We start from the raw sequence: 14,060 nt of genomic DNA, 5'->3' as shown, positions 1-14,060 counted from the left end.
AGGGGAAATCAAAATTCGTCTTTAAATGACTCTTTTATTTCGAGTAGTTGGTCTAGCTGAGCGATAAAAATCGGCACTAAGGTCGGGTCAAAGTGCGAACCAGCTTCTTCTTCGAGTAGCGCAATGGCTTTTTCGGTTGGCCAAGCTTTCTTATATGGACGCTCACTGGTGAGGGCGTCAAAGACATCAGCAATAGCGACAATTCGAGCACTGAGAGGGATCTCTTCACCTTTTAAGCCATGTGGATAACCATTGCCATCCCACTTCTCATGGTGGTAAAGGGCGATCTCTTGTGCCATTTGCAGTAGCAGTGAGTCGCCATTATTGATGATGTCTGCGCCGATCTGGACATGAGTTTGCATCACTTCCCACTCGTCTTTGTCGAGTTTTCCTGGCTTGCGTAATACCGCGTCAGGAATGCCAATTTTGCCGATATCATGCATCGGAGAGGCTTGAAAGACCAGTTCAATCCAGCGCTCACTCACATCAAGTTGTTGAGCCAAAATTTTTGAGTAGTGACTCATACGTATGACATGCATACCTGTTTCGTTGTCTTTGTATTCTGCCGCGCGGCCTAAGCGTTGAATTACCTCAAGGCGGCTACTTTCTAATTGTGCCGTACGTTCACGAACCTGATTGGCGAGGGATAGACTTTGGTCATATAGTGCAATATGAGTTTTCACTCGCGCCTGTACAATCGGTGGGCTAATCGGTTTTGTAATGTAATCAACCGCACCGATCTCAAAACCTTTTTGTTCATCCACTACTTCAGCTTTGGCAGTGACAAAAATGATCGGGATATCTGCGGTCATTGGATTTGATTTCAGCTGAGCACATACCTCATAACCATCCATTTCAGGCATCATAATATCGAGCAAAATAAGATGAGGTTGCGGTTTGCTATTAGCAATTTGAATGGCTTTAGTTCCAGAGGTTGCCGCTTTAATTCTATAGTTGTCAGACAACACGCCTGATAGGGTGTGTATGTTGTCGGGTATATCATCAACAACCAGCACTACTGGTTTGTCATTCTGTTCCTTGAGCATTGCGGTAGTTCCTTTACTGCATCACTAACTTCGCGTTCTGTTAGGATAGTAATTTTTTATGCATTGAGCACTTAATAATTCCGTTAGTTATCAATAAGTCCTGTGGTACGTGAAATGCGTAGAACAATCGTCATAAACTTTAACTTGCTCTAAGTTCAAGTTTGGGGGCTTTTGGTTACCAGTAGGCCAAATAGTTCTAAAGCAGACCTGTTGTACTAGCGCTCAGTTATATGGCCTTATAAATCAATGGCTTAATTTTGATTTTTGAGTTCACCTAGCTTTAGGGTTACTGGTGGTTAAAAGCTATACCTGCTGTTTTTATTGTAGGATCAGAAGGTTAATAGATAGGGTGTCGAGGGTTCTGCTCAGGAAATTGAACGACAAATAGGCTTAGACTCTTTTTCCTGAATGTTTTCTATTCTGTGTGTATAATCGCGGATTCTGTTTTGACCACGATGCTCACTGTACAGCGAGACTCACCTTATGAAACCTGATAATACTAGTAAATTTGCGGCTAACCGCTTTTCAATCGCCCCTATGCTCGACTGGACGGATCGTCATTGCCGTTACTTCCATCGTCTACTGACTAACGAAACTCTGCTTTATACAGAGATGGTCACCACAGGTGCGATCATTCATGGTAAAGGTGACTTCCTAGCGTACAACCAAGAAGAGCATCCAGTTGCGCTTCAGTTAGGTGGTTCAAACCCAAAGGATTTGGCGACTTGTGCCAAATTGGCGGCGGAGCGTGGCTATGATGAGATTAACCTCAACGTTGGTTGCCCATCTGACCGTGTACAAAACGGTCGCTTCGGTGCTTGTCTAATGGGTGAACCTCAGCTGGTGGCAGATTGTGTTGCTGCAATGCGTGATGTAGTTGATGTTCCGGTAACTGTTAAAACACGTATTGGTATTGATGATCAGGATTCGTATGAATTTCTGACCGACTTTGTTTCTATCGTTTCTGAGAAAGGTGGTTGTGAGCAATTCACTATCCATGCTCGTAAAGCTTGGCTTTCTGGTCTTAGTCCGAAAGAGAACCGTGAAATCCCACCACTGGACTACCCACGCGCCTACCAGCTAAAGAAAGATTTCTCTCACTTAGCGATTGCCGTTAATGGTGGTGTCAAAACGCTAGCAGAGACTAAAGAGCACTTGCAGCACTTAGACGGAGTAATGGTTGGTCGTGAAGCGTATCAAAACCCATATATTCTTGCTGAGGTCGATCAGCAAATCTTTGGTTTAGATAAGCCAGTTAAAAAGCGCACTCAAGTGGTTGAAGAGATGTATCCATATATTGAGCAACAGCTATCGAATGGAGCTTACTTAGGTCATATCACTCGCCATATGCTTGGCTTGTTCCAAAACATGCCGGGTGCACGTCAATGGCGTCGTTACATTAGTGAAAATGCTCATAAACCAGGTTCGGGTATCGAGGTCGTTGAAGCGGCATTGGCTAAAATACCAAAAGAGTTAGATGTGTAAAAAATACCACTAAGCTTGGTTAAATTTACCAATCTAAATGATAAAAAAGAGCGCTATTTATTGGCGCTCTTTTTTATTGTTTAAAATTCAGTTAGTTATGAATGTTTTTGGAGTTGGCATACATCCTGAAAGTAGATTGAGTGAGAACTAAGGAGAATCATATGTTTGAACTGATCTTTATTTTGGTATTTGTGGCGACACTATTGGTTACTGGCGTAACTATGGTAACGGTATTTGCTGGTGTGGCTTTTTCATTGGTTGTTATGTTGCTGCTCGGGATGATTGGCGCTGTGATTAAACTGATCCCGTGGCTTATTGTTATTGCTCTGGGTATCTGGTTTTTCAAAAACCATGTCGCTCAACCGAGATAATTGCATCTGCTAAGATAAATTTTGCTGGCTAGACGATTGAATATGATAGAATTTGAGCAATTTCATATTTATCTAGCCATCAACAGCTTGTCTGGTCACGCTGCTTGACGCAAATATTTGGAGAGTTCACCTCATGGGTTTGAAAACCGTCGCTGCATTAGCTGCTGTTATTTCTACATCAGCCTTCGCTGAATCATCACTAACGACTAAGTTAGGCGCAGAGATGTGGTGGCCAAGCACTGAAGTCAATGAAGCGAAACGTGATAGCACTACCACGCCAACCGTTTATGCAGCGATTGAGCATGATGTTAAGTATGTGCCAGATGCACGTATCCGTTATGGTTCGGTTGATGCTGATTACATGGCATTTGATAAGCTAGATGTGACGCTTTACTACCGAATCCTTGAGCATGATTTGATGCACTTTGATGCCGGTATTACGGTTAGTGATTTAGGCAATACCAAATATGTTGAGGCTGTGACTGGTGAGCAGCGTACTTTCGATGAAACGATTTGGGCTTGGTATGGCTATGCTGAGCTAACGGTACCGAATACCAACGTCGATATTATCGGTGAGATGAACTTCGGTGATAGTAGTGGCATCAAGAGTACCGATTTAATGGCGGGTGTGCAGTACCGTTTGCCGCTGGGTTCAAATACGTTAGCGATTCGTGGTGGCTACCGTGTAATCGACTTAGAATCTAAAGATATCTTCACAGCAGATGAAAATTCAGATCTAGGTAAGCCATTTATTTTTGCGAATGGTTTCTTCCTTGGTGCTGAATTCGCATTTTAATTGCGATACTGAATAGCTTAAAACGCCGCTTTCTAAAGCGGCGTTTTTTTATATCTATTCATTATATCTGCTCATTTCATTTAGCATTTTTTTTCTGATTGACCATGCTTAGTAAGGAATAGTGTATTTAGCCCCAGAGAAAGGAATCTCATGACGATTACTGAACTTCGAAACCTTTATCGAGAGCAGCAACTCATTGAAGCCATTATTGAACCTTCAGCTCAAGAAGGGAGTTGGATCGTGGAATTTCGTCATGCCCGAGGCGGGTTTGTGCTCCTGACAGACGCGCATGGGGAAGAGTGCCACTATGTTGACCTCGACCTCGCTTCAAAATCAGCAATGGCAGTAGGCTTTAAACAGGTTCGTGTTGAAGCGAAATAGCCACGGTTGGCGAAACTTTCTCCATTCTTTAATTCAAAAAGTTATAAAACATTCACTTCTATTCTTTCTTGTTATTAAAGAGAGTGGTTAATCTATCATCACGCAATGAATAGGGATGTCGAGACCATGTCTTTAAACAAGAATGTGTCCTCTCAAGGAAACACACCACAAGAACTACCGTCAATCGCAGCGCCGTTGAATGATCAGCAGCTAAGCTCGCTACAGCAAACTGTGGCAGATTTATCAACACAACAGCTTGCGTGGGTAAGTGGTTATTTTTGGGGGTTAGCACAAACTCAACCAGCGGCGGCATCTGCGCCGATTAATCAGGCAGCGGCAGCAGTAGCCGCTAAGCCAGCAGGTAAACTGTCAATTATCTTTGCTTCTCAAACGGGCAACGCAAAAGGCGTGGCGGAAGCGCTTGAGCAAGAAGCAAAAGCTCAAGGTATTGCCGTTGAGATTTTTGATGCCAGTGATTACAAGGGTAAGAACCTCGCAAAAGAAACACATGTTATTTTTGTCGCTTCAACCAATGGTGAAGGCGAAGCCCCGGATAATGCAATTGAATTGCATGAGTTCTTGCAATCAAAGAAAGCACCGAAGCTACCAAACCTTCAATATGGTGTTATTGGCTTAGGTGACTCGAGCTATGAGTTTTTCTGTCAGACTGGTAAAGATTTTGATGCGTTCTTAGCAAAGCAAGGTGCAACACCATTTATTGATCGCATTGATCTTGATGTGGATTATGAAGCTCCCGCTGCTGAGTGGCGTGCGAAAGCGCTAGATAAAGTAAAAGAGGCACTTTCTTCAGGTGCTGAAGCTGAAGTGGTTCAATTACCTGTTGGGCAAGCGGCTCCTGGTCACTCTCCTTATAATAAGCAGAACCCATATACGGCCACTTTGCTGACGAGCCAAAAAATCACTGGTCGTGATTCAGGCAAAGATGTTCGCCACGTTGAAATTGACTTAGATGAGTCAGGACTAACGTATCAACCCGGTGATGCGTTGGGTGTTTGGTTTGAAAACAGCTCTGAACTGGCCAATGCCATCCTTAATAAAGTCGGCCTTTCTGGTGTAGAGAGTGTTGAAGTTGATGGTGAGAGCCTTTCAATTCACAGTGCTCTCGTCAGCAAGTTTGAAATTACCGCAGCGAACCCTCAGTTTGTGACTAAGTTTGCTGAATTATCGGGTAGTAAAAAGCTAGAGAAGCTGGTGGAAGATAAAGATAAGCTTCGCGAATATGCAGGCAATACTCAAGTTGTTGATGTGCTTGCAGAGAAGAAGAGCAAACTTTCCGCTGATGAGTTAGTGGGTTTACTCCGTCGTTTAACGCCACGTCTATATTCGATTGCATCTAGCCAAACAGAAGTTGATGAAGAAGTTCATTTAACAGTTGGCTTAGTAGAATTTGATAAAGGTGATGAAAAACGTTTTGGCGGCGCCTCAAGTTTCTTATCTCAACGTCTAGAAGAAGGCGGTGAAGTGAAAGTGTTTGTTGAAAACAACAATAACTTCAAGCTACCACAAGATGATAATACGCCAATAATCATGATTGGTCCGGGAACGGGGATCGCTCCATTCCGTAGCTTTATTCAAGAGCGTGATAATCGTGATGCTGAAGGAAAGAACTGGCTGTTCTTTGGTGATCGTACCTTTACTCAAGATTTCCTATATCAAGTTGAATGGCAAAAGTACCTGAAGTCAGGTGTGCTTAACCGTTTAGATGTTGCGTTTAGTCGTGACCAATCTGAAAAAGTCTATGTACAACATCGCATCTTAGAAAATGCAGAACAAGTGTGGCAGTGGATCCAAGAGGGTGCGTACCTCTATGTATGTGGTGATGCGACTCGAATGGCTAAAGATGTCCATGAAGCATTAGTAATTGTCGCGGAACAACAAGGCAAGATGTCGCGCGATGATGCCGAAGAATTTATCAATGAGTTACGTAAAGCGAAACGTTACCAAAGGGATGTGTACTAATGACTTTTTCTACTGACAATAATAAGCAGGTGGTGTTAGACCAAGAGTTAGGAAAGCTTTCCGATAACGAACGTCTAAAAACCCAAAGTAATTTCCTTCGCGGAACGATTGAGCAAGATCTTCAGGACAAAATTACGGGTGGCTTTACTGCAGATAACTTTCAGCTAATTCGTTTCCATGGCATGTATCAACAAGATGACCGTGATATTCGCAACGAACGTGCTAAGCAAAAACTAGAGCCTCTGCATAACGTGATGCTTCGAGCGCGTATGCCAGGTGGCATTATCACGCCAAAGCAGTGGCTAGCGATTGATAAGTTTGCAACAGAGCAATCTCTGTATGGCAGTATTCGCCTTACAACTCGTCAAACGTTCCAGTTTCATGGTGTACTGAAGCCAAACATCAAGTTAATGCACCAAACACTGAATAGCATCGGTATCGACTCTATCGCGACAGCGGGTGATGTTAACCGAAATGTTCTGTGTACCACTAACCCAGTTGAATCTGAGCTGCACCAAGAAGCTTACGAATGGGCGAAAAAGATCAGTGAGCATCTATTACCTAAGACTAAAGCGTATGCAGAAATTTGGTTAGATGGTGAAAAGGTAGAAACAACCGACGATGACGAACCAATTCTAGGTAAGACCTATTTACCTCGTAAGTTTAAAACGACCGTTGTGATCCCGCCACAGAATGATGTCGATGTGCATGCTAACGATCTAAACTTCGTTGCGATTGGTGAGAATGGCAAGCTTGTGGGCTTTAACGTCTTAGTCGGTGGCGGCCTAGCAATGACTCACGGTGATACTTCTACTTATGCTCGTCGTGCAGATGACTTTGGTTTTGTCCCATTAGAAAAAACGTTAGAAGTTGCTGCCGCGGTGGTAACAACTCAGCGCGACTGGGGTAACCGTTCAAACCGTAAGAATGCTAAAACTAAATACACATTAGACCGTGTTGGTATTGATGTATTTAAAGCGGAAGTAGAAAAGCGTGCTGATGTGAAGTTTGCTGATAGCCGAGCATACGAGTTTACTGACCGTGGTGACCGCATCGGTTGGGTAGAAGGCATTGATGGTAAACATCACCTAGCTCTGTTTATTGAAAACGGCCGCCTACTGGATTTCCCGGGCAAGCCACTGAAAACCGGTGTTGCTGAAATTGCCAAGATCCATAAAGGTGATTTCCGTATGACGGCAAACCAAAACTTAATTGTTGCTGGTGTGGCTAAGAGCCAGAAAGCTAAGATAGAGAAGATTGCTCGTGAGCATGGCTTGATTGACGACAGTGTTAGTGAACAGCGCAAAAGCTCAATGGCGTGTGTGGCATTCCCAACATGTCCTCTAGCAATGGCAGAAGCGGAACGTTTCTTACCTGAGTTTGTCACTGATGTTGAGGGTATTCTTGAGAAACACGGTTTGCCACAAGAAGAGAACATTATTCTACGTGTCACGGGCTGTCCAAATGGTTGTGGCCGTGCAATGTTGGCTGAAATTGGTTTAGTGGGTAAAGCTCCAGGTCGTTACAACCTTCATTTAGGTGGGAATCGAGCGGGTACGCGTATTCCGAAGATGTATAAAGAGAACATCACGGACAAGCAGATACTTGAAGAAATTGATCAGCTTGTTGGTCGCTGGGCTAAAGAGCGTGAAGCTGACGAAGGATTTGGTGATTTCACAATCCGAGCTGGCATCATCCAAGAAGTAAAAGTATCGAAGAGGGATTTACATGCTTGATTCTGTCGCTTCCAAACCGAAGTTAGCAGAACTCCTCTCATTAACTAAGACGGAGCAGATCCTCCGTCTTGCAGAAATTAATGCAGAGTTAGAACAGCTAACGGCCCAGCAAAGAGTGGCTTGGGCACTCGAAAACCTAGAAGGTACGTTTGTAGTGTCATCGAGCTTTGGGGTTCAAGCTGCGGTAATGCTACATCTTGTCACTCAGCAGAAACCAGATATCCCAGTTATCTTGACGGATACAGGTTACTTGTTTCCAGAGACGTACCGCTTCATTGACCAGTTAAGTGAACAACTAACACTGAACTTAAAAGTGTACCGCTCTGCGGAAAGTGCTCACTGGCAAGAGGCGCGTTACGGTAAATTGTGGGAGCAAGGTATCGATGGTATAGAGAAGTACAATAAGATTAATAAAGTGGAACCGATGCGCCGTGCTTTAGATGAGCTAGAAGCAGGCACGTGGTTTTCGGGTTTGCGCCGTGAGCAATCTAAATCGCGTACCAACTTACCAATTCTCTCGGTACAAAATGGTGTGTTCAAGTTCTTACCAGTGATCGACTGGAGTAATAAAGATGTTCACTACTATTTAGAAGAGAACGGTCTTTCATATCATCCACTATGGGATGAAGGTTATCTGTCGGTGGGGGATACGCATACTACGAAGAAGTGGGAGCCGGGAATGGCGGAAGAAGAAACCCGCTTCTTTGGTTTGAAGCGTGAATGTGGTCTTCATGAAGATAATAGCGAGCAAGATGGTTCGGGAATCTGATTTGTTTGCTTATATATAGAAAGAGAAGGGCCGCGAAAGCGGCCCTTTTTGTATCTTTAAATAGCAAATGTGGATAAGTCTGTGGGTATTATGTTTGCTTTCTAGGGGTAAAGTTGGATAAATAAGGCTTTGGATGAAAGTTGGTCTGTTAATCGTTGTTTTTGCAATTTTTTCAAAATAACGCTTGCCAATGTGAGCGCGATCTCTATAATGCCACCTCGTCGACAGGGCAAGGGCTCACAAGGGTTCAAGCAAGGTTGGCATGGTTAAGTAGCTAAGCGGAAACGCTTGAGAAAAAGTTTAAAAAAAGTGGTTGACACTAAAACTTAACTCGCTACAATGGCCGCCTCTTCCGAAGTGATGTAAGTCACAGAGAAGAGAAGCTCTTTAAAAATATAGACCTATCAATCTGTGTGGGCACTCGTTGATGATAATCCAATTAGATACCTCGGTATCAAATTAGGTTTCAATGAAACGAAGTGACCAAACGAGTCTTCGGACTTGGCACAGTCAATTCATTATCGTTCTGTTGGAACGATAATAGCTTTAAAATTACATTAGTAGTTTTGAAGTCAGTATTCATTGAGCCGAACAAAATCTTAAATTGAAGAGTTTGATCATGGCTCAGATTGAACGCTGGCGGCAGGCCTAACACATGCAAGTCGAGCGGAAACGACTTAACTGAACCTTCGGGGAACGTTAAGGGCGTCGAGCGGCGGACGGGTGAGTAATGCCTGGGAAATTGCCCTGATGTGGGGGATAACCATTGGAAACGATGGCTAATACCGCATAATGCCTTCGGGCCAAAGAGGGGGACCTTCGGGCCTCTCGCGTCAGGATATGCCCAGGTGGGATTAGCTAGTTGGTGAGGTAAGGGCTCACCAAGGCGACGATCCCTAGCTGGTCTGAGAGGATGATCAGCCACACTGGAACTGAGACACGGTCCAGACTCCTACGGGAGGCAGCAGTGGGGAATATTGCACAATGGGCGCAAGCCTGATGCAGCCATGCCGCGTGTATGAAGAAGGCCTTCGGGTTGTAAAGTACTTTCAGCAGTGAGGAAGGTGGAGTCGTTAATAGCGGCCTCACTTGACGTTAGCTGCAGAAGAAGCACCGGCTAACTCCGTGCCAGCAGCCGCGGTAATACGGAGGGTGCGAGCGTTAATCGGAATTACTGGGCGTAAAGCGCATGCAGGTGGTTCATTAAGTCAGATGTGAAAGCCCGGGGCTCAACCTCGGAATTGCATTTGAAACTGGTGGACTAGAGTACTGTAGAGGGGGGTAGAATTTCAGGTGTAGCGGTGAAATGCGTAGAGATCTGAAGGAATACCGGTGGCGAAGGCGGCCCCCTGGACAGATACTGACACTCAGATGCGAAAGCGTGGGGAGCAAACAGGATTAGATACCCTGGTAGTCCACGCCGTAAACGATGTCTACTTGGAGGTTGTGGCCTTGAGCCGTGGCTTTCGGAGCTAACGCGTTAAGTAGACCGCCTGGGGAGTACGGTCGCAAGATTAAAACTCAAATGAATTGACGGGGGCCCGCACAAGCGGTGGAGCATGTGGTTTAATTCGATGCAACGCGAAGAACCTTACCTACTCTTGACATCCAGAGAAGCCGGAAGAGATTCTGGTGTGCCTTCGGGAACTCTGAGACAGGTGCTGCATGGCTGTCGTCAGCTCGTGTTGTGAAATGTTGGGTTAAGTCCCGCAACGAGCGCAACCCTTATCCTTGTTTGCCAGCGAGTAATGTCGGGAACTCCAGGGAGACTGCCGGTGATAAACCGGAGGAAGGTGGGGACGACGTCAAGTCATCATGGCCCTTACGAGTAGGGCTACACACGTGCTACAATGGCGCATACAGAGGGCAGCCAACTTGCGAAAGTGAGCGAATCCCAAAAAGTGCGTCGTAGTCCGGATTGGAGTCTGCAACTCGACTCCATGAAGTCGGAATCGCTAGTAATCGTGGATCAGAATGCCACGGTGAATACGTTCCCGGGCCTTGTACACACCGCCCGTCACACCATGGGAGTGGGCTGCAAAAGAAGTAGGTAGTTTAACCTTCGGGAGAACGCTTACCACTTTGTGGTTCATGACTGGGGTGAAGTCGTAACAAGGTAGCCCTAGGGGAACCTGGGGCTGGATCACCTCCTTATACGATGATTACTCACGATGAGTGTCCACACAGATTGATATGTCTTATTAAGAGCCCTTTTTAGTGTCCCGTTCGTCTAGAGGCCTAGGACACCGCCCTTTCACGGCGGTAACAGGGGTTCGACTCCCCTACGGGATACCATCTTTAAACATTCTCTCTTGAGAGTTTTTAAAAATGGTTACTTCTTCGGAAGTGATTAGCTCTTTAACAATTTGGAAAGCTGACAAATCAACAATGTATTGTTGATTGTAAAGTTCTCAATGTTTGTCTTTATGACAAACACCAATACAACACATTCAAGTGTTCTTGGGAATGTCACTGTTAAGTGACTATTCAAAATTGAGTCCGGCAAAATCGAGTCTGCACATGTATAAAAATGCAGACAACTTTGGTTGTTTAACAACATCCTCAAGATTCGCTTCGCGAAACTCTTTGGGGTTGTATGGTTAAGTGACTAAGCGTACACGGTGGATGCCTTGGCAGTCAGAGGCGATGAAGGACGTATTAACTTGCGATAAGCCCAGATTAGGTAGTAAAAACCACTTGAGTCTGGGATTTCCGAATGGGGAAACCCACGTGCATAAGCATGTATCATTAACTGAATACATAGGTTAATGAGGCGAACCGGGGGAACTGAAACATCTAAGTACCCCGAGGAAAAGAAATCAACCGAGATTCCGAAAGTAGCGGCGAGCGAAATTGGACTAGCCCTTAAGCTTTATATGCGTTAGACGAACGGTCTGGAAAGTCCGGCGATACAGGGTGATAGCCCCGTAGTCGACAACGCACATTCAGTGAAATCGAGTAGGGCGGGACACGTGATATCCTGTCTGAATATGGGGGGACCATCCTCCAAGGCTAAATACTACTGACTGACCGATAGTGAACCAGTACCGTGAGGGAAAGGCGAAAAGAACCCCTGTGAGGGGAGTGAAATAGAACCTGAAACCGTGTACGTACAAGCAGTAGGAGCACCTTCGTGGTGTGACTGCGTACCTTTTGTATAATGGGTCAGCGACTTATATTCAGTAGCAAGGTTAACCATCTAGGGGAGCCGTAGAGAAATCGAGTCTTAACTGGGCGTCGAGTTGCTGGATATAGACCCGAAACCAGGTGATCTAGCCATGGGCAGGTTGAAGGTTGAGTAACATCAACTGGAGGACCGAACCGACTAATGTTGAAAAATTAGCGGATGACTTGTGGCTAGGGGTGAAAGGCCAATCAAACCTGGAGATAGCTGGTTCTCCCCGAAATCTATTTAGGTAGAGCCTCGGACGAATACTACTGGGGGTAGAGCACTGTTAAGGCTAGGGGGTCATCCCGACTTACCAACCCTTTGCAAACTCCGAATACCAGTAAGTACTATCCGGGAGACACACGGCGGGTGCTAACGTCCGTCGTGGAGAGGGAAACAACCCAGACCGCCAGCTAAGGTCCCAAATTATTACTAAGTGGGAAACGATGTGGGAAGGCTTAGACAGCTAGGATGTTGGCTTAGAAGCAGCCATCATTTAAAGAAAGCGTAATAGCTCACTAGTCGAGTCGGCCTGCGCGGAAGATATAACGGGGCTAAGTAATAAACCGAAGCTGCGGCAATGTAGTTTACTACATTGGGTAGGGGAGCGTTCTGTAAGCCGTTGAAGGTGTGTTGTAAAGCATGCTGGAGGTATCAGAAGTGCGAATGCTGACATGAGTAACGATAAAGGGGGTGAAAAACCCCCTCGCCGGAAGACCAAGGGTTCCTGTCCAACGTTAATCGGGGCAGGGTAAGTCGACCCCTAAGGCGAGGCCGAAAGGCGTAGTCGATGGGAAACGGGTTAATATTCCCGTACTTCTTATAATTGCGATGGGGGGACGGAGAAGGCTAGGTGGGCCTGGCGACGGTTGTCCAGGTTCAAGTGCGTAGGCTTAAGAGTTAGGTAAATCCGGCTCTTTTTAAGGCTGAGACACGACGTCGAGCACCTACGGGTGTGAAGTCATTGATGCCATGCTTCCAGGAAAAGCCTCTAAGCTTCAGATTATAAGGAATCGTACCCCAAACCGACACAGGTGGTCGGGTAGAGAATACCAAGGCGCTTGAGAGAACTCGGGTGAAGGAACTAGGCAAAATGGTACCGTAACTTCGGGAGAAGGTACGCTCTTGTCGGTGAAGTCCCTTGCGGATGGAGCTAACGAGAGTCGCAGATACCAGGTGGCTGCAACTGTTTATTAAAAACACAGCACTGTGCAAAATCGTAAGATGACGTATACGGTGTGACGCCTGCCCGGTGCCGGAAGGTTAATTGATGGGGTTAGACTTCGGTCGAAGCTCTTGATCGAAGCCCCGGTAAACGGCGGCCGTAACTATAACGGTCCTAAGGTAGCGAAATTCCTTGTCGGGTAAGTTCCGACCTGCACGAATGGCGTAATGATGGCCACGCTGTCTCCACCCGAGACTCAGTGAAATTGAAATCGCTGTGAAGATGCAGTGTACCCGCGGCTAGACGGAAAGACCCCGTGAACCTTTACTACAGCTTGGCACTGAACATTGACCCTACATGTGTAGGATAGGTGGGAGGCTTTGAAGACGGTACGCCAGTATCGTTGGAGCCGTCCTTGAAATACCACCCTTGTAGTGTTGATGTTCTAACATTGACCCCTGAATCGGGGTTGTGGACAGTGCCTGGTGGGTAGTTTGACTGGGGCGGTCTCCTCCCAAAGAGTAACGGAGGAGCACGAAGGTGGGCTAAACACGGTTGGACATCGTGTGGTTAGTGCAATGGCATAAGCCCGCTTGACTGCGAGAATGACAATTCGAGCAGGTGCGAAAGCAGGTCATAGTGATCCGGTGGTTCTGTATGGAAGGGCCATCGCTCAACGGATAAAAGGTACTCCGGGGATAACAGGCTGATACCGCCCAAGAGTTCATATCGACGGCGGTGTTTGGCACCTCGATGTCGGCTCATCACATCCTGGGGCTGAAGTCGGTCCCAAGGGTATGGCTGTTCGCCATTTAAAGTGGTACGCGAGCTGGGTTTAGAACGTCGTGAGACAGTTCGGTCCCTATCTGCCGTGGGCGTTGGAAGATTGAAGGGGGCTGCTCCTAGTACGAGAGGACCGGAGTGGACGAACCTCTGGTGTTCGGGTTGTGTCGCCAGACGCATTGCCCGGTAGCTAAGTTCGGAATCGATAACCGCTGAAAGCATCTAAGCGGGAAGCGAGCCCTGAGATGAGTCTTCCCTGACCCCTTGAGGGTCCTAAAGGGTTGTTCGAGACTAGAACGTTGATAGGCAGGGTGTGTAAGTGCTGCGAGGCATTGAGCTAACCTGTACTAATTGCCCGTGAGGCTTAACCATACAACAC

8 protein-coding genes, 1 tRNA gene and 2 rRNA genes are annotated in these 14,060 nt (G+C 46.1%); 10 read left to right on the top strand and 1 reads right to left on the bottom strand.

Annotated features, from left to right (window positions below):
• Positions 1–8 precede the first annotated feature (8 nt).
• The gene (locus VIA_RS02100) at positions 9–1,046 is read right to left on the bottom strand and encodes a response regulator (protein WP_004410362.1); all 1,038 of its coding nucleotides are present in this window, start codon (positions 1,044–1,046) and stop codon (positions 9–11) included.
• Between the two features lie 483 nt (positions 1,047–1,529).
• Here VIA_RS02100 and dusA point away from each other — a divergent pair, with 483 nt between their 5' ends.
• From dusA to VIA_RS02050, 10 genes are all read left to right on the top strand, one after another.
• Positions 1,530–2,531 (top strand): tRNA dihydrouridine(20/20a) synthase DusA, encoded by a 1,002-nt coding sequence (dusA, locus tag VIA_RS02095; protein ID WP_004410359.1) that lies wholly within the window; start codon positions 1,530–1,532, stop codon positions 2,529–2,531.
• A 161-nt stretch (positions 2,532–2,692) separates the two neighbouring features.
• Complete coding sequence (pspG, locus tag VIA_RS02090; protein WP_004410353.1) at positions 2,693–2,902, top strand: envelope stress response protein PspG; 210 nt, start codon at positions 2,693–2,695, stop codon at positions 2,900–2,902.
• Between the two features lie 133 nt (positions 2,903–3,035).
• Positions 3,036–3,698: a TIGR04219 family outer membrane beta-barrel protein gene (locus VIA_RS02085; RefSeq protein ID WP_004410351.1), complete on the top strand. Its 663-nt coding sequence runs from the start codon at positions 3,036–3,038 to the stop codon at positions 3,696–3,698.
• Between the two features lie 150 nt (positions 3,699–3,848).
• The gene (locus tag VIA_RS02080; protein WP_004410349.1) at positions 3,849–4,079 is read left to right on the top strand and encodes a hypothetical protein; all 231 of its coding nucleotides are present in this window, start codon (positions 3,849–3,851) and stop codon (positions 4,077–4,079) included.
• A gap of 126 nt (positions 4,080–4,205) precedes the next feature.
• Positions 4,206–6,059, top strand: coding sequence for an assimilatory sulfite reductase (NADPH) flavoprotein subunit (locus tag VIA_RS02075; protein ID WP_004410347.1), 1,854 nt, complete (start codon positions 4,206–4,208; stop codon positions 6,057–6,059).
• Positions 6,059–7,795, top strand: a complete 1,737-nt coding sequence (gene cysI, locus VIA_RS02070) for an assimilatory sulfite reductase (NADPH) hemoprotein subunit (protein ID WP_004410344.1) — start codon at positions 6,059–6,061, stop codon at positions 7,793–7,795. Before VIA_RS02075 ends, cysI begins: the two co-directional genes overlap by 1 nt.
• Entirely contained in the window at positions 7,788–8,564 is a 777-nt protein-coding gene (locus tag VIA_RS02065) for a phosphoadenylyl-sulfate reductase (protein WP_004410343.1), read from the top strand. Before cysI ends, VIA_RS02065 begins: the two co-directional genes overlap by 8 nt.
• A 601-nt stretch (positions 8,565–9,165) precedes the next feature.
• Positions 9,166–10,718: ribosomal RNA gene (locus VIA_RS02060) — 16S ribosomal RNA — on the top strand.
• A 65-nt stretch (positions 10,719–10,783) separates the two neighbouring features.
• Positions 10,784–10,859 (top strand) — tRNA-Glu (locus VIA_RS02055).
• Between the two features lie 303 nt (positions 10,860–11,162).
• Positions 11,163–14,053 (top strand): 23S ribosomal RNA (locus VIA_RS02050).
• The 16S and 23S rRNA genes sit together here with 1 tRNA gene alongside, the layout of an rRNA operon.
• Positions 14,054–14,060: the final 7 nt, after the last annotated feature.

This window comes from Vibrio orientalis CIP 102891 = ATCC 33934 (assembly GCF_000176235.1).
Classification (GTDB): Bacteria; Pseudomonadota; Gammaproteobacteria; order Enterobacterales; family Vibrionaceae; genus Vibrio; species Vibrio orientalis.
The sequence above is the reverse complement of the archived record's forward strand: the minus strand, read 5'-3'. Positions and strand labels throughout refer to the sequence as shown.

Bases quoted from the DNA above. Each gene is read 5' to 3' on its own strand.
- VIA_RS02100 (WP_004410362.1), bottom strand. From the start codon at position 1,046: ATGCTCAAGGAACAGAATGACAAACCAGTAGTGCTGGTTGTTGATGAT.
- dusA (WP_004410359.1), top strand. From the start codon at position 1,530: ATGAAACCTGATAATACTAGTAAATTTGCGGCTAACCGCTTTTCAATC.
- pspG (WP_004410353.1), top strand. From the start codon at position 2,693: ATGTTTGAACTGATCTTTATTTTGGTATTTGTGGCGACACTATTGGTT.
- VIA_RS02085 (WP_004410351.1), top strand. From the start codon at position 3,036: ATGGGTTTGAAAACCGTCGCTGCATTAGCTGCTGTTATTTCTACATCA.
- VIA_RS02080 (WP_004410349.1), top strand. From the start codon at position 3,849: ATGACGATTACTGAACTTCGAAACCTTTATCGAGAGCAGCAACTCATT.
- VIA_RS02075 (WP_004410347.1), top strand. From the start codon at position 4,206: ATGTCTTTAAACAAGAATGTGTCCTCTCAAGGAAACACACCACAAGAA.
- cysI (WP_004410344.1), top strand. From the start codon at position 6,059: ATGACTTTTTCTACTGACAATAATAAGCAGGTGGTGTTAGACCAAGAG.
- VIA_RS02065 (WP_004410343.1), top strand. From the start codon at position 7,788: ATGCTTGATTCTGTCGCTTCCAAACCGAAGTTAGCAGAACTCCTCTCA.